Raw genomic sequence first — 18,229 nt, 5'->3', positions numbered from 1 at the left:
CGAGCCGTAGGCATAGAACCGGCGGCGGCGCCTTGACTTCCCCGAAACTCGGTTTCTAGAATGCGGCCTTCCTATTTTCCCTGAGAGGAGCATGTGTGGGCATGAGAGATGACATCGTCATCATAGGGGGTGGTCTGGCCGGCTCCGAGGCAGCCTGGCAGGCGGCTAACCGGGGCGCGAAGGTGACGCTCTATGAGATGCGTCCCAAGGAGATGACGAAAGCGCACAAGACCGGTGGCTTGGCGGAACTGGTCTGTTCCAATTCCCTCGGGTCAGCCGATCCGCTGAACGCCCCCGGCATCCTCAAAGAAGAAATGCGGCGGCTGGGGTCGCTGATTATCGCCTCGGCCGAACAGGCCAGGGTGCCGGCTGGCTCAGCACTCGCCGTCGATCGCGACCAGTTTTCACTCAAAATCACTCAAGCACTGGAAAGCCATCCGAATGTCCGCATCCTGCATGAGGAGATCACCGAGATCCCGACGGATTGCCTCTGCATCATTGCCACAGGCCCCCTCACGTCGGACAAACTGTCGGCGGCGATCCGTGCGGTGACGCAATCCCACCATTTGTATTTCTTCGATGCCATCTCCCCGATCATCGACGCGGAGTCGATCAATATGGATATCGTCTTCGCCGCCTCGCGTTATGACAAAGGAGGCGCCGACTACCTGAACTGTCCGATGGATGAGGCTCAATACAACGCTTTTTACGACGCCCTGATGGCGGCCGAAAAAGTCCAGCCGAAAGAATTTGAGAAGACCCCCTATTTTGAAGCCTGTATCCCCATAGAAGTCATGGCGGAACGGGGCCGGCAGACCATGCTCTTCGGCCCGCTGAAACCGGTTGGACTCGAAAACCCCAAGACCGGCAAGAGACCGACAGCGGTCATCCAGCTCCGGACCGAAAACATCCATAAGACCTGCTACAACATGGTCGGCTTTCAGACGAAGCTCACCTACCCGGAACAGAAACGGGTGTTTCGCATGATCCCCGGCCTGGAACAGGCGGAGTTCCTCCGCTACGGCAGCCTGCATCGGAATACCTTTATCAACTCCCCCCAGTTGCTCTTGAATACGCTGCAGTTCAAGTCGCGCGGCACCTTATTTTTTGCCGGCCAATTGGTCGGGGTGGAAGGCTATACCGAATCTGCCGCCATGGGTGGCTTCGCGGGTATCAATGCGGCACGCGCCATCGCGGGCCAGCCGCTGGTCACTCCGCCGGCCACGACCGCCCACGGATGCCTGGTGGGCCATGTGGCCTCATCCGACCCGAAACATTTCCAGCCGATGAATACGAATTACGGACTCTTCCCGCCCCTCGCCCAGCCGACCAGGGACAAAGAAAAGAAACGGCAACTCATCGCCCAGCGGGCTCGCGAGGATTTTGAGAGATGGATGACGCAATCCGCGCTTTCATGACGTTTCTCACCGTCGAGCGTCAGGCCTCACCGGAAACCATCCGCAATTACCATTCTGACCTCCAACAGCTGACGACCTTTCTCGCGCAAGCCCGACCGTCGCCGCAGCCGCAGTCCATAGTCGCCATAGGCGACGTGACCGCGGATTCATTGCGCGCCTATCTGCACTGGCTTGACCGCAAGGGTGAAAAGGCCTCCTCTCTCGCACGCAAACTCGCCTGCCTGAGAAGCTTCTACAGATTCCATGTCCGCGAAGGGACGGTCGAAAAGAATCCGGCCGAAGACATTCGAAGTCCCAAGCTCCCGAAGACACTGCCGCGGGTACTGACGAAGGATGATGCGAATGTCTTGATGGAGTTCCCCGAGGGGCGCACGTCGTTGCCGTTGCGAGACCGGGCTATCCTGGAAACGCTCTATTCCACCGGCGCCCGCGTCAGTGAAGCCGTCGGGCTCAACCTCGGCGATCTCAACCGATCCGACGGGCTCGTCCATCTCCGCGGCAAGGGCCGGAAAGAACGCATCGTTCCGATCGGCGATGTCGCGCTCCAGGCAATTCAAACCTATCGGGCCTCGCTGAAACATGCGGCGGGCGATGATCGACCTGCGACCCCTCTGTTCCTCAATCACCGGGGAGGTCGTTTGACCTCACGGAGTGTCGCCCGCCTGGTTGCTCGTTATTCAAGTCGCCTGGATGGCGGATCCGTCAGCCCCCATGCACTCCGCCACTCCTACGCGACCCATCTCCTCGACGAAGGCGCGGACCTGCGTTCTATTCAAGAGATGTTGGGACACGCCTCGCTCAGCACGACACAAAAATACACGCATCTGGCCACCGACCAACTCCTGGCTGTCTATGACCGCGCCCATCCCCGGGCCAAGACAAAGACGGCCAAGACGCCGCCGGCCGGGCAAGACGGTCCCGCAACGTGAACACTGGCTCAACGGCCTCCGATTCAGCCCGAGATGACCATAAACTTGCGAGAAAATTGATACCGGTTCGAGCACAACAGGATTGTGTTTCTGGAGGAAATTGATATAGTCACGGCCCGCAAGCCTGTGCGCGCCGCGGTGAAGGATCGGAATGTGATCCGGGACATCCTCTGAGAACTAGGAGCAGCCCATGAATCGACTGATTAAGAAAGCCAATATCCTCATCGAGGCGCTGCCCTACATCCGCACCTTCCGAGGCAAAACGGTGGTCATTAAGTACGGCGGGCATGCCATGACCGAGACGGCGCTCAAGGAACGGTTCGCGGAAGATATCGTCCTGCTCAAATACGTCGGGCTCAATCCGGTCATCGTGCATGGCGGAGGACCGCAGATCGACAAGATGCTAACCAGACTGGGCATCGAAGCCAAGTTCCGCCATGGCGTCCGGATCACCGACGAAGCCACCATGGAAATCGTGGAGATGGTCCTGGCCGGCAAAATCAATATGGAAATTGTGGAACTCCTGAATCGCCACGGCGGCCGGTCCGTGGGCCTCAGCGGAAAAGACGGCGGGCTGCTTATGGCTCAACCACTCACCGCGAAATCCTGGGCGAAGAGTTTAGGTAAAGATTTAGAAGGCGACGACCAGGGTGATTTCGGGCTGGTCGGCGAAGTACAAGCGGTCGATCCCAGTCTCGTGCTGAAGCTCCAGCAAGACCACTATATCCCCGTCATCGCACCGATCGGAACAGACAAGGAAGGCAACACGTACAACATCAATGCCGACCTCGTGGCCGGCGCCATTGCCGCGTCGCTCCATGCAGAAAAACTCGTGATGATGACCGACATCAAGGGAATCCGTGACGCCAACAACCGCCACCTTTCGACGGTCTCACGAAAAGATGTGCAGCGAATGGTAAAGAAGGGCGTGATCGGCGAAGGCATGTTGCCGAAAGTGCATGCCTGCCTCGACGCCCTGGCCGGGGGGGCCGGGAAAGCGCACATCATCGACGGCCGCATCCCTCATGCCCTCTTGCTGGAAATCTTTACCCGCAAGGGCATCGGCACCGAGATTGTGTCGTAACCCTTTCCAAGCACGAGCACCAGCCGCGTGACTGACGAATTGACGACCCACCTCGCTGCGCTTACCCGCGAGCGCCATCCCGACACATCGCCGGTCGCATTGCGGGAGACAGCCGTCTACTTAACACAGCAGTTCATCCGCTTGGGCCTTGAGGTCACCACGCACCGATTTGAGACCTTGGGACAGACCTACGACAACGTGATCGGAACTAGGGCTGCGCAAAATAGCGCGGCCGCTCCACCGCTGATTCTCGCTGCCCACTACGATACGGTCATTGGATCGCCCGGCGCCGACGACAATGCCAGCGCGCTCACCATCCTTCTCGAAGTCGCCCGTCGACTCACGCAGACCGCACTGGCGCGACCGGTCCGATTCATAACCTTCTGCCTCGAAGAAGAAGATCTGCTGGGCAGTCGCGCGTATGTAGCCCACCTCGCCGAGACCGGCCAGTCCGTCTATGGGGCCATCGTCCTTGAATGCGTCGGATATGCCAACGAGCAGGAAGGCTCGCAGCGAACGCCCCCCGGTATTCCCGTCGCCGTACCTTCTGTCGGAAACTTTCTCGCGCTGATCGGAAACCAGGCGTCAGCCTCCCTGACCTCCGCGTTGTCGCAAGCCATGGCTCCCGCCATCCCCGTCGTTCCGTTGGTCGTACCTGGTAACGGGGAACAGCTTCCCGACACCAGCCGAAGCGACCATACGGCCTTTTGGGAACAGGGCTTCGCTGCCGTGATGGTGACCGACACCGCTAATTTTCGAAATCCGCACTACCATCGATCCACCGATACGGTCGACACCCTTAACCTGAAATTCCTCGCATCCGTGGCTGACGCCGTCACGAATGCAGTGCTGGCGCTTGCCGCCATGCCGGAAAGGCCATGATGCCCAAGCCCCTTAGCCGGCCGACACGAGCCGCCGTCTCCCAGCTCTTTGCCCATTTAGACTATAAGGCGCTCGGCCCGGTCTATTGTTACGAAGGCGGCGATGAGTTCTGGCAAGCCAAGAGAAAGCCCTGTGAGCGACTGGGCAACCGGATCGCTCGTGCGCTCTACGATCGCCTCGACCCGCATGGCCGGAGCCTCTATGTGGGAGCGGGTGTCGCGGAGCTCCCGCCGCTTCTCATGGAAACGCTCGACCTCCAACGAGAAGTCGAGCCCTATAATCTTCGCCGAACCGAGGTCGCCGCCATCAATCGAGCCTGCCGATCCCTGCTGGTTCGATTTCATAGCCTTGATGCAGCCAAGGCCAAGGGACGCTTCGATCATCTCTGGATGGTGAGTGTGCTCAATGATCCGGAACGATTCCCTCACTTGGCCCCGCTGTCTTACGGAACCGCCGATCCGGTGACATTCGACCCGCGCCAATTTGAGCAGCAGCGCCGCATCGTGCGTTCCATCGTCGATGGCGTTATGCCGAAACTGAGCCTGCCGGGTTTGGTGACCACCTCAACGGAAGAAGTGGTCTGGATCGCCGACTGGTGCCATCGCAAGAATATCCCGTACCTCGTTGAACGAGAACAATTTCAGACCGCCCTGGTTGGCGATCCAGTCTGTTTTATGAAGATTGGAGGTGCGGCAGCGAGAACTCGAACCGTACGCCAGGCTAGATCTTAAATCCGGTTCGCTTCGACGAGTCGTCCATGTACTGGCAAGCGTATTTCACGTAATTGGCAGCCGACTCCTTGATCCAGGCGAGTTCGGCATCCGAGACCCCACGCCGCACCCGGCCGGGCGAGCCGAGAATGACGCTCTTCGGCGGAACCACTGTCCCCTCCACCACCAACGCGCCGGCGCCCACGACCGAGTCCTCCCCGATCACGGCGCCGTCCATGATGATCGCGCCCATGCCCACCAGCACCCGATCCTTGATCGTACAACCATGCAAGACCACGCTATGGCCGATGGTGACCTCATTCCCGATGACCAGCGGGTGAGTATCGTGCGTCACGTGCAGCATGCAAAGATCCTGCACATTGGTCCGATTCCCCATGCGGATATAATGCACATCGCCCCGGATCACGGCATTGAACCAGACACTACACTCCTCACCCATGACCACATCGCCGATAACGACAGCGGTGTCCTCGATGAAGCAGGAGTCCGGAATGGTGGGCTTAATACCCTTGAATGTTCGAATCACGGTGCGCACTGTAGGTGAAGCATGGCCTGGATTTCAAGACCAAGACGCGTTGACAGCCTTTTCAACCCTCCCGTAGACTGCCGCTCATGTCTACACCGTTGATCCAGCTTGATCGCAAGAAAGCCACCAAGAAAGCCGCGCAAACCAAGGCACCCGTTGCCGCCCGTAAAACCACCGTCGGTTTTGTCAATCTGGGCTGCTCGAAAAACCAGGTGGACTCCGAGCTCATGCTGGGCACGCTGGTTCACGACGGTTTCCAGCTGACCGACAACCCCAAGAAAGCTGAAGTCGTCATTATTAATACCTGCGGCTTTATCGAAGAAGCCAAGCAGGAATCGATCAATTCGATTCTCGAACATGGCAAACTGAAGAAGAAAGGCGCCTGCCGGGTCCTCATCGCCGCAGGCTGTCTGGCTCAACGCTATCAAGGTGATCTACTCAAAGAACTGCCGGAATTGGACGGCGTGGTGGGCACCGGGGAATTCGGGAAGATCGCAGAAATCTGTCGTAACCTCCTCACGCCCAGCAAACGCCAGCAACGACTCTGGATCAGCGAACCGCCCTACCTCTACGACGCGGACTCTCCGCGCCTACGGCTCGGCAAGCCGCACAGTGCCTATGTGAAGATCGCCGAAGGGTGTAACCGAAATTGCGCCTTCTGCGCCATTCCTATCATGCGCGGGAAACAGCGGAGCCGGTCGATCGAATCCATTGTGGCCGAAGCGGAGCGCCTCGCCGGCGAAGGCGTGAAAGAGCTCAACCTCATTTCCCAGGATACGATCAACTACGGCGTGGACCTGGGTATTCGAGGCGGTCTCACCTCGCTGCTTCGCGCGCTGGTGAAGATTCCGGACATTCGCTGGATCAGACCGTTCTACCTCTATCCCCAACAAGTCACCGATGATCTACTCGACCTCTATGCGGGCGAGGAAAAGATTACCAAATACATCGATATGCCGCTCCAGCACATCAACGACCGAATGCTGAAGCGCATGCACCGTCTGGGGAATCGAGCCGCCATCGAGAAACTCGTGGACCGCATTCGCACCCGCATTCCCGGCCTGACGTTCCGGACCGCCTTCATCGTTGGATTTCCCGGTGAAACGGAGAAGGCTTACCAGGAACTCAAGTCCTACGTGGCGGAATCCGGTTTCGACCGAGTGGCCGCATTTCTCTACTCGGACGAGGAAGATACGACAGCGGTGTCGCTGGACGACAAAATCGAGCGCAGCGTCATGGAAGAACGACGGAACGAACTGCTCGCCATCCAGGAAGGGATTGCCGCGGCACGCGGGCAGGATCGTATCGGTTCGGTCATGGAGGTCCTTGTGGAAGGGCCTTCGGAGGAAACTCCGTTGCTGCTGGAAGGCCGGCACGAAGGCCTCGCACCCGAGATCGACGGCGTCGTCTATATCAACGACGAGCCCGACCTTCTCACCCGCCCGCCCCGGGCGCGCCGAGACGCGCCCCGTCCCGTGCCTGGCGACCTCGTCAAGGTCGAGATCACGGATGCAGCCACGTACGATCTCGTCGGCCACATCGTCTCCTGACCTCACGCCACACCCGATTCCCGATCTGTGACACTCTTTGAAAACTGACGAAAGGGGCGTATCCGCATGGCAGCCACTCGTAAAGATTCCGTGGTGATTCTCATCCACTGCAAAGACCGGAAGGGCATTGTCGCCCGCGTGTCGGGATTCATTCACGACTTCGGCGGCAACATTCTCGACTCGGATCACCACACCGATGAGGAAACGAACGACTTCTTGATGCGGATGGAGTTCGCCACCGAGGGATTGCAGATTCCTCCCGACGAGATTTCCGCCGCCTTCGCCCCCATCGCCAAAATATTTGAGATGCGCTACGAGGTGCATCACTCCAGCCACCGCACGCGCGTCGGCATGCTCGTCTCGAAACAAGATCACTGCTTGGCGGACCTCCTCCAACGGCACCGTCGAGACGAGTTACGCATCGATGTTCCGGTCATCATTTCCAATCATGACACCTGCGCGGAGTGGGCCCACCTGTTCAAGATCCCTTTCGTGGTCTTACCGGTCACCAAGGAAACCAAGCCCCAGCAAGAGCAGCAAGTCATCTCGGCGTTGAAATCTCACTGTGTTGAACTCGTGGTCATGGCCCGCTACATGCAGATTCTGAGCGCCGACTTCCTCGCTCAAATCGGCTGCCCGGTGATCAACATTCATCATTCGTTTCTCCCGGCGTTCATCGGCGCGAACCCCTATCGGCAGGCCTACGAGCGGGGCGTGAAGATCATCGGCGCAACGGCCCACTATGCCACCCAGGACCTCGACGAGGGACCGATCATCGAACAGGATGTGATTCGCGTCGGACACCGGGATACCGTCGATGATCTGGTAAGGAAGGGACGCGACCTGGAAGAGATTGTCCTGGCACGCGCGGTGCGCCGGCATATCGAACATCGGGTGTTGGTGTATGGAAAAAAGACCGTCGTCTTCGATTAGGCAGGATACTGAAAGAGTCTGCTAGCGGGGGATGAGGCGAGCGCCCCATCCCCCGGTCTCTCACCTACACTTTCGCGGTCAGAAATAACGCATTGCCATGGCGATTGATCAAGATCAGAACATGGTCGCCCTTCTTGATCGCTGATGAGGCCTTCTCAAATTCCTTGACCGACTTGACCGGCTGGCGATTGATCTCTCGAATGACATCCCCTGCCATCAAACCGGCCTTTTCGGCGCCGCTCTCCGGCTCGACGCCCGTCACCACCACTCCCTGCGCCTTGCCTTTGATGCCCAACTCCTTCGCGGTCTCCCGGTCGAGATCCTGAACCGCCACTCCGGCAAAAGCATAGTCCGCTTCACCGGCTTCGGCTTTCGCAACCTTCGTCGTATCCAACTGTTCCCCGATCGTCACCGTGAGATCTTTCTCATGGCCGTCACGGATCACCTTGACGGGCACTTTCATCCCGACCCCTGTTCTGGTCACCAGGCGCTGGAGCGCCACCGCATCCTCGACGGATGCGCCTTGATACGCGATGATCACATCGCCCTGCTTGAGACCGGCCTGGTCAGCCGGCCCCTCTTCCTTCACGTCACTGACGAGCGCGCCCTTCGCGCTCTTAATTCCGAATGACTTGGCCAGGTCCTGACTGAGGTCCTGAATCCCGACACCCAGGTACCCACGCACAACCTTTCCGCTCTTGATCAGGCTTTCATAAATCGGCTTGCTCATGCTGGTCGGTACGGCAAATCCCACCCCCTGATACCCGCCGGTCTGTGAAAAGATCGCCGTATTGATCCCGACCAGTTCCCCGCGCGTATTCACCAAGGCACCGCCTGAGTTTCCTGGATTGATGGCGGCATCCGTCTGAATGAAGTCTTCGTACTGCGTGATGCCCATCCGGCCCCGCCCCAGTGCGCTCACGATGCCGAGCGTCACCGTCGAATTCAGCCCGAACGGGTTCCCGACCGCCAGCACATACTCACCGACTTGCAGCTTGGTGGCATCGCCCCACACCACCGTCGGCAGATTCTGTCCATCGATCTTCACCACCGCCAGATCGGTCTTGGGATCGGTTCCGACAATCGTGCCTTTGAAGTCGCGTTTGTCGGGCAAGGTGACCGTGACTTCCTGCGCGCCTTCGATCACATGGTTATTGGTCAGCACATACCCATCCGACGACACAATCACCCCGGAGCCCTGGCCGCCCCCACGATGTCCACGAGGCTCTCCCGGACCCTGCGGCCCGCGATAACCGCGCGGGCCGCCAGGCCCGCCGAAGAACTCTTCCATCCGATCGCGCAGTTCATCGGGAATCTTCCGCCCGTCGGAGACTTTCTCGCCCGTGATCGTCGTAATGTTGACCACCGCCGGGGTGACCGCCTTGGCGACCTCTGTAAACCCGTTCGCCCCCGGGGCGATTGGCAGCGCCACGGCGGTTGCCGCGGGCTGGATTCCGCTGGAGGCGTGGGAAGAGGGCAACGATTGACCACCCCAGGTCAGGACCGCTCCCACCGCGGCAATGGCAAGACCCGCAACGACTGCCTTCTGAACCAACTTCTTCATGGTTTCCTCCTCATGACAATGATACCGGTGAATAGATCGTTCTCGTCTTGATGTACGAGTGACCGTACCAGCCGGTGATGAGAAGGGGATTAGCTGCGAATTAGAAGTCGTTAAGCGGATGGGGTCGCTAGTGGGAGCGTAACCGTAAACGTCGACCCGACGCCCGGCTCACTGGTCACGTCGATACGGCCCTTGTGAGATTCGGCAATCCAGGTGCAAATCGCGAGTCCAAGACCCGTACCTTTCTTCGTATGGGCCCGGGCCCCATCGGTCCTGAAGAAACGATGGAAGATACGGGACAGATCATCGAGCGGGATGCCGATCCCTTGATCTCTGACCGACAGGCGCGCGCTCGGTCCTTCTGTGACGAGCGAGATCTCGACCTTTCCGTTGGGATGAGAGTACTTGATCGCATTCTCCACCAGATTCAGCAACAACTCGCGCAGCCGGAGTTCGTCGCCTTGGACGACGGCCGGCTGCACCGTGCCAAGCGTGACGGCGATGTTGCGATCCTGTCCGAGCAGCGTCGCCTGCCGGTGGATGTCTTCGACGAGCGACTCCAGGCCGACCGGCAGCGCCTCCATTCTCACCTCTCCCATGTCGGCACGGGAGAGGAAGAGCAGCTCGTCGACGATGCGCGTCATGCGATCGATTTCTTCCAGATTGCTTTCGAGGACGACTTGGTAGTCGCCCAACGGGCGGGAGCGCCGGAGCACCAATTCCGTCTCTCCCTTCATGACGGTCAACGGAGTCCGGAGCTCGTGGGACGCATCGCTGGTAAATTGTCGAATCTGGCGGAACGACACATCGAGCCGGCCGATCATGTCGTTGAACATGCTGGCCAAGCGCCCGATCTCGTCGGGAGAGGTCGAGACCGTCAAACGCTGGCTGAGATCGCCGGCGGCGATACGCTGGGCCGCCAGCGTGATGGCGTCGACCGGCCGCAGCGCACGGCCGGCCAGAAACCATCCGCTGGCCAATGACACCGCCAGCGCAATCGGCATCGTCACCAGCAACACCAGCAGCAGCCGGCGCAACGTGTCTTCGATCGATTCCATCGACGTCCCGACTTGTACAATGTAAAGCAAGGTTCCGCGATACATGATCGGCACGGACACGAGTCGGAGCGGCGGCTCCTTCGGATACTTCGCCGATTCAAACATGGATTTCCCGCTGAACGTCATTTCGAGCGCCGTGCGGCTGAGCGGCACTTCATGCTGCTTGATATTGGGAGAACGGAGCGTGATCGTTCCGGAAGGGCTGAAGATCTGGAAGAACTTGTCGATGCGCGCGAGCTCGGGAAACTGCGAGAGTAATTCCTCTTCGTCGATGAGCGGGAGAAACCCCCGCTCCTCAAGCGACCGGACCGCCGTGTTCGCGGTCTCTTCTAAGGATTGATCCACCGCATCGCGAAGACTCCGTGCCGTCACATTGTACAAGACCACGGAGAACACGATGAGGACGAGAGCCAGCGTGCTCCCGTACCAGAGCGTGAGCCGAAGTCGCAGTGGCATCAGTCGACTTTCAGCATATAGCCGCTGCCACGGATCGTATGGATAAGTTTTTTCGACCGGCCCCGGTCGATCTTGTTGCGGAGATAATTGACGTAGACATCGATGACATTGGTGAAGGTGTCGAAGTCCTGATTCCAGACATGCTCGGAAATCATCGGCCTCGTCAGCACCCGCCCGGTGTGCCGCATGAGATATTCCAGCAACGCATATTCCTTCAGCGTCAGCTCAATGCGTATCCCGCCCCGCGCGACCTCGCGGGTCGCCGGATTCAGCACCAAATCATCGATTTGCAGAATGCCGGGGCTCTCCGTCGCGCCCCGGCGCAACAACGCCCGGACTCGGGCCAGCAATTCATCGATCGCAAACGGCTTGGTGAGATAATCGTCGGCACCGGCGTCGAGTCCTTTCACTCGTTGATCGACCTGGGACTGCGCTGTCAGGATCATTACCGGCGTTTGAATCCGCTCACGACGAACGGCTTTAAGAATATCCATCCCTGACATCGACGGCAACATGAGATCCACGACGATCAAATCGTAGTTGGTCGCCAGGGCCATCTCAAGTCCCTTGGCCCCGTCCTCACAGAGATCGACGGCATAACTTTCTTCCTCAAGCGCGCGCTTGATGAAACAGCCGACCTTCGTTTCGTCTTCAACCACGAGGACACGCATACGCACCCCTTATTCGGACGGATTATAACAAACCTACGGGTGATGTTCTCGGCTAGTTGTCGTGTAGGGGATAGGGAGCAGCCCCTCGCTCCACGAAGGGCCGGAATTGACTACTTGGGCGTGTAACGAGTCACCGTCACGGGAGCGTAGGACAGCCGCACCCCGTCGGGCGCCCTGTGAGCCACCGTATGCCGCAGCCAGACGGCGTCGTTGCGGGTGGGAAAGTCGGCCCGATAATGCGCGCCGCGGCTCTCCTCGCGCGCGAGCGCTCCTGCGACAATGGTTTCCGCCAGTTCGACCAAGCATTGGAGCTCCAGCGCCTGGATCAAATCGGTGTTGAAGACTCGCCCCTTGTCCTGCACCGAGACCGCGGCCGCGCGCTGCTGCAGTTCACGAACCTTGCTTCCCGCCGCCGTCATCGACTCCTTTGTCCGGAAGATCCCGAGGTTCGTGCTCAAGGCCTCCCCCAGCTCCTGCCGCACCTGCCAGGCACGCTCTCCCCCACTCTGAGAGAGTAGCCGCTCAACTCTGGCTTGTTCGTCAGCGAGATGCTGCGGCGCCGGAGTCTCATGCCCCGTAGTTCCGGCATATTCACCGGCTCTTGTCCCGGCCCGTCGCCCGAACACGATCGTTTCCAACAGCGAATTGCCGCCAAGGCGATTGGCTCCGTGCACGCTGACGCAGGCACATTCCCCAGCCGCGAAGAGGCCCTGGATCGAGGTCTCGCCCCACTGATTGGCTCTGACTCCGCCCATTTGATAGTGCGCACCGGGCCGGATGGGAATCGGCGTTTCAACCGGATCGAGCCCGGCAAACTCCATTGCGATCTGACGGATTTGCGGGAGCCGTTCTAAGATTTTGTCCCGCCCGAGATGCCGGAGGTCCAGCAACACACACCCATCCACTCCTCGACCTTCGAGAATTTCCTGCCCGATCGCCAGGGAGACCGTCGAGCGGGTCGCCAGCTCCATTTGCTCCGGCGCATACCGCTTCAGGAACCGCTCCCCCAGCGTGTTGAGCAGATAGCCGCCCTCACCCCTCGCCCCTTCCGTAATCAGAATGCCAGTGTCTTTCAATGTGGTCGGATGAAACTGGACAAACTCCATGTCCATGAGCGGCGCCCCGGCGCGATAGGCCAACGCCATTCCGTCGCCGGTATTGATCACGGCGTTCGTGCTGGTCAAAAACACACGGCCGCTGCCGCCGGTCGCAAGGATGACGGCCTTCGCCTGCAGCATCCGTAAGCCGCCATGCACCAGATCCCACGCGATGACTCCCCGACAGACCCCGGCTTCGACCACGAGCGCGGTGACGTACCATTCTTCATAGACCGTAGTGCGCCGTTTGAGAATTTGCTCATAGAGCGCATGCAGCAGCGCGTGTCCGGTGCGATCCGCCGCGTAGCACGTGCGCGGAAAGCCGGCCCCTCCGAACGGTCGCTGGGCGATGCGGCCGTGGGCATCACGACTGAAGATCACGCCCATTCGCTCCAGCTCGAGGATATCTCCTGGAGCCTCCCGGCACATCGCCTCGATGGCATCCTGATCGCCGAGATACAACCCCCCTTTCGCCGTATCGAAGGCATGGGCTTCCCACGAATCACTCTCGCCGAGCGCGGCGTTGATCCCGCCCTGAGCTGCCACCGAATGGCTACGGACCGGATGGACTTTTGAGATCAGGACTACATCCAAATTAGTCGGGGCCGCTAAGGCCGCGCGCATCCCTGCCAGACCGGCTCCGACGATGAGAATGTCATGCACATGTGTTCGTTGAGTCGTCATCAAGCCCCACAGGAATGGGAAGAATGCCCTTTATCTCCTGTACTTACAGAACTATCCACCCCCAAGGCAAGCAGCGGCGACGTCGGGCCGTGGGATATTGGAAATGGAGCAGCGCCATGGTACTCTCCTCCGGCTCATGTGCCATTCGTAAACTATCTGATAGCGAGCGGATCGAACGACCATGCCTCAACCTGATTTTCTGCAACCGACCGATCTCTTCCCGCAGCGCCATATCGGCCCGTCGGAAGACGACATCCGCGACATGCTGGCCGTAGCCGGCATGCCCTCGCTGGAACATCTCTGCGATGTCACGGTCCCCCAGGACATCCAGCTGAGAAAGCCGCTGAACTTGCCGTCGCAGCGAGGGGAGCAGGCCGTGCTGGGCGAGCTGAAACAGATGGCCGCCAAAAATCGTGTCTACCGTTCGCTCATCGGCACGGGCTATTACCATTGCATCACGCCCGGCGTGATCCAGCGGAATATTCTGGAAAACCCCGGCTGGTACACCCAATACACGCCCTATCAGGCCGAAATCGCCCAAGGCCGCCTCGAAGCGCTGGTGAATTTTCAAACGATGGTCGGAGATCTGACCGGGTTGCCCCTGGCCAATGCCTCCTTGCTGGACGAGGCGACTGCCGCCGCAGAAGCCATGGCCATGTGCTTGGCTATCACTCGCTCCCGGGGAGAGGAGCGGACCGAATTCTTTGTCTCGCAGGATTGCCATCCGCAGACCCTCGCGGTGCTCCAAACCCGCGCTGAACCCCTAGGGATCACCATTCGCTCAGGCCCCAATGCCTCGATCAAGTGCACGGATAAAACCTTATGCGGATTGTTGCTCCAATACCCGGGGAGTGACGGCTACGTCGGTGACGTCAGCGGCCTGGTCGCTCAAGCCCATGAGGCGGGAATACTCGTGGTCGTCGCCACAGACCTACTGGCCTTGACACTCTTGCGTGCACCGGGAGAGTTCGGCGCCGACATCGCCGTGGGCTCCAGCCAGCGGTTCGGTGTTCCTATGGGATTCGGCGGACCACATGCCGCGTTCTTAACCACCAAGGAAGAATTCAAGCGCCAGATGCCCGGCCGCATCGTCGGGGTCTCGAAAGATGCGACTGGCAATACGGCCTACCGGTTATCCCTCCAAACACGCGAACAACATATCCGGCGGGAAAAGGCCACGAGCAACATTTGTACGGCCCAGGTGCTCTTGGCCGTCATGGCCGGCATGTACGCGGTGTATCACGGCCCCGACGGTCTGCGCCGCATCGCGCAGCGCGTGCACGGATTGACACTGATGCTCGCCGAGGGCTTGCGCCGTCTCGGCTTCGACGTAGGTCCGGAATTGTTCTTCGATACGTTGCGCGTCCGCGCGCCCAAGAACCAGGCCGATCTGATCCGCGTCAGAGCGACTGAACGGTACATCAATCTCCGGACCCATGAAGACGGATCCCTCGGGCTCTCACTCGATGAAACCAGCACCGAGCACGAAGTCGGAACGCTCTTGGAACTCTTCGTCGGCCATGACCGCCTGCCCTTCCAGGTCATCGACCTCGCCAGCGCGGTTGAGACCGGCTATCCCAATCCATTGGCACGGACTAGTTCCTATCTCACACATGAGATTTTCAATCGCTATCATTCCGAGCATGAGATGTTGCGCTACTTGCATCGGCTTCAGGGGAAGGATCTGTCGCTCACGCATTCGATGATTCCGTTGGGCTCCTGCACCATGAAGCTGAACGCAACAGCGGAAATGCTCCCCGTCACCTGGCCTGAATTTGCCCATCTCCATCCTTTCGCGCCGGTAGAACAGACGCAGGGGTACCAGGAATTGTTCCGGCAGCTGGAGTCCTGGCTGGCGGAGATTACGGGATTTGCCGCCATCTCGCTCCAGCCCAACGCCGGCTCCCAGGGTGAATATGCGGGACTGATGGTGATTCGTGCGTACCACCGGGGACAGGGTGCGCCCCATCGGGATGTGTGCCTCATTCCTGTGTCGGCCCACGGCACCAACCCCGCGAGTGCGGCGATGGCCGGGATGACGGTGGTCGTCGTGGCCTGCGACAAACAGGGAAATGTGGATCTCGCCGACCTGGAAGCGAAAGCCGTGCAGTACCGCGACCGGTTGTCGGCCTTGATGCTGACCTACCCCTCAACGCATGGGGTCTTCGAAGCGGACGTGCGGCGGATCTGCCAGATCGTCCATACTCATGGCGGGCAAGTCTACATGGACGGGGCCAACATGAACGCACAAGTGGGACTCTGTCGGCCCGGCGACATCGGCGCCGACGTCTGCCATCTGAATTTGCACAAAACGTTTTGCATCCCGCACGGCGGCGGCGGCCCTGGCATGGGGCCCATAGGCGTCGCCAGGCATCTCGCGCCCTACCTCCCGGGGCACCCGGTGACGGGGCAGGGAAGCCGCGAGTCGATCGGTCCCGTGTCCGCAGCCCCGCACGGAAGCGCAAGCATTCTGCCCATCTCCTGGGTCTACATCGCCCTCATGGGCCAGGACGGTCTCAAGAAGGCCACGCAAGTCGCCATCCTCAATGCCAACTACATGGCCAAGCGGCTGGAGAAGCACTACTCCATCGTCTATACGGGAACGACGGGACATGTCGCGCACGAATTCATCCTCGATCTGCGCCCCTTTAAAGAAACCTCCGGCGTCGAAGCCATGGACGTCGCCAAGCGCCTCATGGATTACGGCTTCCATGCACCGACCGTATCGTTCCCGGTCGCCGGCACCTTGATGATTGAACCGACGGAGAGCGAAGGGAAAGCGGAATTGGACCGGTTCTGTGACGCGATGATCGCGATTCGTGCGGAGATCCAAGACATCACCGACGGGCGTCAACCCCGTACCAATAATGTGCTCAAGAATGCACCGCACACGGCAACCACCGTCACAGCCACGGACTGGAATCGTCCCTATACGAGAGAGCAAGCGGCATTCCCAACTCCAACTGTCAGAGCCAACAAATTCTGGCCGGCAGTCAGCCGCATCGATGAAGCCTACGGGGATCGCCATTTGATCTGCACCTGTCCTCCGATGGACAGCTACCAACCTTGATCCGTGGCATGGGTTCTTGCCTATACATGGAATGACCGTCACGATCTCCACCCGCACAGCCTTGGCTATCCTGTGTTGTCTCGTGCTGGGGGCACCAGGCAGTTGGGCACAATCCCCGCCGGCCCGCACAACCACTGTCGACATGCAAGCGGGGCAGAGCTATCGCGCCGGCACCCGCGTTCGCGTGCCAAACGGCGTCGCTTCTTTTCTCATTCCAACAGGATGGCGCGGTGAGCAACTGGACAACCTGGCCGCCGTCCTCCTGGTCTCAGAAAAGGAGGCGGGATTTGTCCTCGCCTTCGCAATTCTCAACCAGACAGAGGATGACCTCTTTGCCCTACTCGGAGAACCGCAACCAATTTCCGAGACACTGGTGTTTGAGCCGGCAGGACCCGTCGCCCGCAAGGGGAGCACATTCACGGCAACCTACGTGGCAGGCTCCTTAACTGGTCGAGGCATGGCGATCATGGGACCAGACTTGCAGGGAATTCTTTTTCTCCATGCAAGGCCGCAAAAGGAACCATCGATACCCCTCTCCCTCCTCGACCAACTGGCTGATCATGTGCAATTCATCCCGGCCGCGGGCAGCTCACCGTCTCCGTAAGTTCGCCCTCACCGCGAACGGCCTAACAGTTCTGCCACTCCCGGACAGCCTGACAAACTGCATTCACCCGTTGGCCCCTTCAATTGTACAAAACTGTCGCTTGCCGCTCCCCTTCTTTTGGGGCATTGTGCGATCGACCCCGCTTCGGCGATAACGGATCTTCACCACAGGGAGATGTTGAGACCATCATGCCTCAAATATTGAATTTCAGCGAGCACGCCAACGACGAAGAAGTCAGCTACCTCACCACGCTGTTGCTCTATCATCTCGTCGAGCGCTGCGGCGGTCAAATCCAATTCACCGTGAACGACGTGAATCAAGTCCGCGAAAACCTTTCGACCAAAATGGTTCAAATCCAACTCGGCGACGACGTCCGACTCCGCATCATCGATCGTGTGCCGGAACTGCAATAGTCACAGGTTTCGGCGCCACCCTCCCCATAGTTGTCCCGCGACGGCTCCAAAGAGAACATGACGACTAGGAGCTGACTACAGTAGACTATAGTTCCTATGCTGCACATTTCCTCACACGTCATTATCCCTGATTCAGAAATTCAGCTTCACGCGATGCGTTCGCAAGGAGCCGGCGGACAGAACGTCAATAAGGTCTCGACCGCGATCCATCTCCAGTTTGATATCAAGGCGTCTTCCCTGCCTCCGTTTTACAAGCAGGAATTGTTGAAGCTCAAAGACCACCGTGTGTCGCAGGATGGGGTTATTACGATCAAAGCTCAGCAGCATCGGACGCAGGAACGGAATCGGGAGGATGCGCTGGAACGGCTCTGCCTCTTGATCAAGAGCGTGGCCGTCCCTCGCAAGACGCGACGAGCCACAAAACCGACAAAGGGTTCTCAGACCAGGCGGATCGAAAGTAAAAAGAAGCAGGGACGGCTGAAGGCACTGAGAAGCACGATTGAGTAAGCTACCTCAACCGGAACATCAGAAGCCAGTTATACCCTCGTAGGATGTTCAA

At 59.4% G+C, this 18,229-nt stretch carries 16 protein-coding genes; 11 read left to right on the top strand and 5 right to left on the bottom strand.

Annotated features, from left to right (window positions below; translation table 11 throughout):
* Positions 1-101: 101 nt before the first annotated feature.
* The 5 genes from trmFO to Q8N04_19545 all read left to right on the top strand — a co-directional run bounded on the left by trmFO (position 102) and on the right by Q8N04_19545 (position 5,044).
* A complete protein-coding gene (trmFO, locus tag Q8N04_19565; protein ID MDP3092879.1) occupies positions 102-1,418 on the top strand; it encodes a methylenetetrahydrofolate--tRNA-(uracil(54)-C(5))-methyltransferase (FADH(2)-oxidizing) TrmFO in 1,317 nt (438 codons plus the stop codon).
* Positions 1,391-2,347, top strand: a complete 957-nt coding sequence (xerC, locus tag Q8N04_19560) for a tyrosine recombinase XerC (protein MDP3092878.1) — start codon at positions 1,391-1,393, stop codon at positions 2,345-2,347. Before trmFO ends, xerC begins: the two co-directional genes overlap by 28 nt.
* Positions 2,348-2,537: 190 nt before the next feature.
* Positions 2,538-3,431: an acetylglutamate kinase gene (gene argB, locus Q8N04_19555; protein ID MDP3092877.1), complete on the top strand. Its 894-nt coding sequence runs from the start codon at positions 2,538-2,540 to the stop codon at positions 3,429-3,431.
* Positions 3,432-3,458: 27 nt separating this feature from the next.
* Positions 3,459-4,313 carry a M28 family peptidase gene (locus Q8N04_19550; protein MDP3092876.1) on the top strand — a complete coding sequence of 285 codons (855 nt, stop codon included), beginning with the start codon at positions 3,459-3,461 and terminating at the stop codon, positions 4,311-4,313.
* A complete protein-coding gene (locus tag Q8N04_19545) occupies positions 4,310-5,044 on the top strand; it encodes a hypothetical protein (GenBank protein ID MDP3092875.1) in 735 nt (244 codons plus the stop codon). The genes Q8N04_19550 and Q8N04_19545 overlap by 4 nt, the downstream gene beginning before the upstream one ends.
* On the opposite strand, the gene Q8N04_19540 is transcribed toward Q8N04_19545, so the two are convergent.
* Positions 5,034-5,570, bottom strand: a complete 537-nt coding sequence (locus tag Q8N04_19540; protein ID MDP3092874.1) for a gamma carbonic anhydrase family protein — start codon at positions 5,568-5,570, stop codon at positions 5,034-5,036. The genes Q8N04_19545 and Q8N04_19540 overlap by 11 nt on opposite strands.
* A gap of 86 nt (positions 5,571-5,656) precedes the next feature.
* Here Q8N04_19540 and rimO point away from each other — a divergent pair, with 86 nt between their 5' ends.
* Together rimO and purU are read left to right on the top strand one after the other, a co-directional pair.
* Positions 5,657-7,120 (top strand): 30S ribosomal protein S12 methylthiotransferase RimO, encoded by a 1,464-nt coding sequence (gene rimO / locus Q8N04_19535; GenBank protein MDP3092873.1) that lies wholly within the window; start codon positions 5,657-5,659, stop codon positions 7,118-7,120.
* Positions 7,121-7,186: 66 nt separating this feature from the next.
* Positions 7,187-8,053 carry a formyltetrahydrofolate deformylase gene (gene purU / locus Q8N04_19530; protein MDP3092872.1) on the top strand — a complete coding sequence of 289 codons (867 nt, stop codon included), beginning with the start codon at positions 7,187-7,189 and terminating at the stop codon, positions 8,051-8,053.
* 64 nt (positions 8,054-8,117) lie between these two features.
* On the opposite strand, the gene Q8N04_19525 is transcribed toward purU, so the two are convergent.
* The 4 genes from Q8N04_19525 to Q8N04_19510 form a co-directional block, all read right to left on the bottom strand.
* Positions 8,118-9,617 (bottom strand): DegQ family serine endoprotease, encoded by a 1,500-nt coding sequence (locus Q8N04_19525; protein MDP3092871.1) that lies wholly within the window; start codon positions 9,615-9,617, stop codon positions 8,118-8,120.
* Positions 9,618-9,727: 110 nt separating this feature from the next.
* Entirely contained in the window at positions 9,728-11,131 is a 1,404-nt protein-coding gene (locus tag Q8N04_19520) for an ATP-binding protein (protein MDP3092870.1), read from the bottom strand.
* Positions 11,131-11,802 (bottom strand): response regulator transcription factor, encoded by a 672-nt coding sequence (locus Q8N04_19515; protein ID MDP3092869.1) that lies wholly within the window; start codon positions 11,800-11,802, stop codon positions 11,131-11,133. Before Q8N04_19515 ends, Q8N04_19520 begins: the two co-directional genes overlap by 1 nt.
* Before the next feature lie 110 nt (positions 11,803-11,912).
* Positions 11,913-13,583, bottom strand: a complete 1,671-nt coding sequence (locus Q8N04_19510; GenBank protein MDP3092868.1) for an FAD-binding protein — start codon at positions 13,581-13,583, stop codon at positions 11,913-11,915.
* A 181-nt stretch (positions 13,584-13,764) separates the two neighbouring features.
* Here Q8N04_19510 and gcvP point away from each other — a divergent pair, with 181 nt between their 5' ends.
* The 4 genes from gcvP to arfB all read left to right on the top strand — a co-directional run bounded on the left by gcvP (position 13,765) and on the right by arfB (position 18,177).
* On the top strand, positions 13,765-16,653 hold the full coding sequence (gene gcvP / locus Q8N04_19505; protein ID MDP3092867.1) for an aminomethyl-transferring glycine dehydrogenase: 2,889 nt from the start codon (positions 13,765-13,767) through the stop codon (positions 16,651-16,653).
* A gap of 16 nt (positions 16,654-16,669) precedes the next feature.
* Positions 16,670-17,257, top strand: coding sequence for a hypothetical protein (locus Q8N04_19500; protein MDP3092866.1), 588 nt, complete (start codon positions 16,670-16,672; stop codon positions 17,255-17,257).
* Positions 17,258-17,445: 188 nt separating this feature from the next.
* The gene (locus tag Q8N04_19495) at positions 17,446-17,670 is read left to right on the top strand and encodes a hypothetical protein (protein MDP3092865.1); all 225 of its coding nucleotides are present in this window, start codon (positions 17,446-17,448) and stop codon (positions 17,668-17,670) included.
* A 96-nt stretch (positions 17,671-17,766) separates the two neighbouring features.
* Positions 17,767-18,177, top strand: a complete 411-nt coding sequence (gene arfB / locus Q8N04_19490) for an alternative ribosome rescue aminoacyl-tRNA hydrolase ArfB (GenBank protein MDP3092864.1) — start codon at positions 17,767-17,769, stop codon at positions 18,175-18,177.
* Positions 18,178-18,229 lie beyond the last annotated feature (52 nt).

It is taken from the genome of Nitrospira sp., assembly GCA_030692565.1.
Lineage (GTDB): Bacteria > Nitrospirota > Nitrospiria > Nitrospirales > Nitrospiraceae > Nitrospira_D.
Note: the sequence above shows the minus strand (reverse complement) of the source record. Positions and strands in the feature narration are given on the sequence as shown.

Excerpts from the sequence above, each read along its gene's own strand:
- trmFO (MDP3092879.1), top strand. The coding sequence starts at position 102 with ATGAGAGATGACATCGTCATCATAGGGGGTGGTCTGGCCGGCTCCGAG.
- Q8N04_19545 (MDP3092875.1), top strand. The coding sequence starts at position 4,310 with ATGATGCCCAAGCCCCTTAGCCGGCCGACACGAGCCGCCGTCTCCCAG.
- argB (MDP3092877.1), top strand. The coding sequence starts at position 2,538 with ATGAATCGACTGATTAAGAAAGCCAATATCCTCATCGAGGCGCTGCCC.
- Q8N04_19525 (MDP3092871.1), bottom strand. The coding sequence starts at position 9,617 with ATGAAGAAGTTGGTTCAGAAGGCAGTCGTTGCGGGTCTTGCCATTGCC.
- purU (MDP3092872.1), top strand. The coding sequence starts at position 7,187 with ATGGCAGCCACTCGTAAAGATTCCGTGGTGATTCTCATCCACTGCAAA.
- Q8N04_19495 (MDP3092865.1), top strand. The coding sequence starts at position 17,446 with ATGCCTCAAATATTGAATTTCAGCGAGCACGCCAACGACGAAGAAGTC.
- arfB (MDP3092864.1), top strand. The coding sequence starts at position 17,767 with ATGCTGCACATTTCCTCACACGTCATTATCCCTGATTCAGAAATTCAG.
- rimO (MDP3092873.1), top strand. The coding sequence starts at position 5,657 with ATGTCTACACCGTTGATCCAGCTTGATCGCAAGAAAGCCACCAAGAAA.
- xerC (MDP3092878.1), top strand. The coding sequence starts at position 1,391 with ATGGATGACGCAATCCGCGCTTTCATGACGTTTCTCACCGTCGAGCGT.
- Q8N04_19515 (MDP3092869.1), bottom strand. The coding sequence starts at position 11,802 with ATGCGTGTCCTCGTGGTTGAAGACGAAACGAAGGTCGGCTGTTTCATC.
- Q8N04_19510 (MDP3092868.1), bottom strand. The coding sequence starts at position 13,583 with ATGACGACTCAACGAACACATGTGCATGACATTCTCATCGTCGGAGCC.
- gcvP (MDP3092867.1), top strand. The coding sequence starts at position 13,765 with ATGCCTCAACCTGATTTTCTGCAACCGACCGATCTCTTCCCGCAGCGC.
- Q8N04_19520 (MDP3092870.1), bottom strand. The coding sequence starts at position 11,131 with ATGCCACTGCGACTTCGGCTCACGCTCTGGTACGGGAGCACGCTGGCT.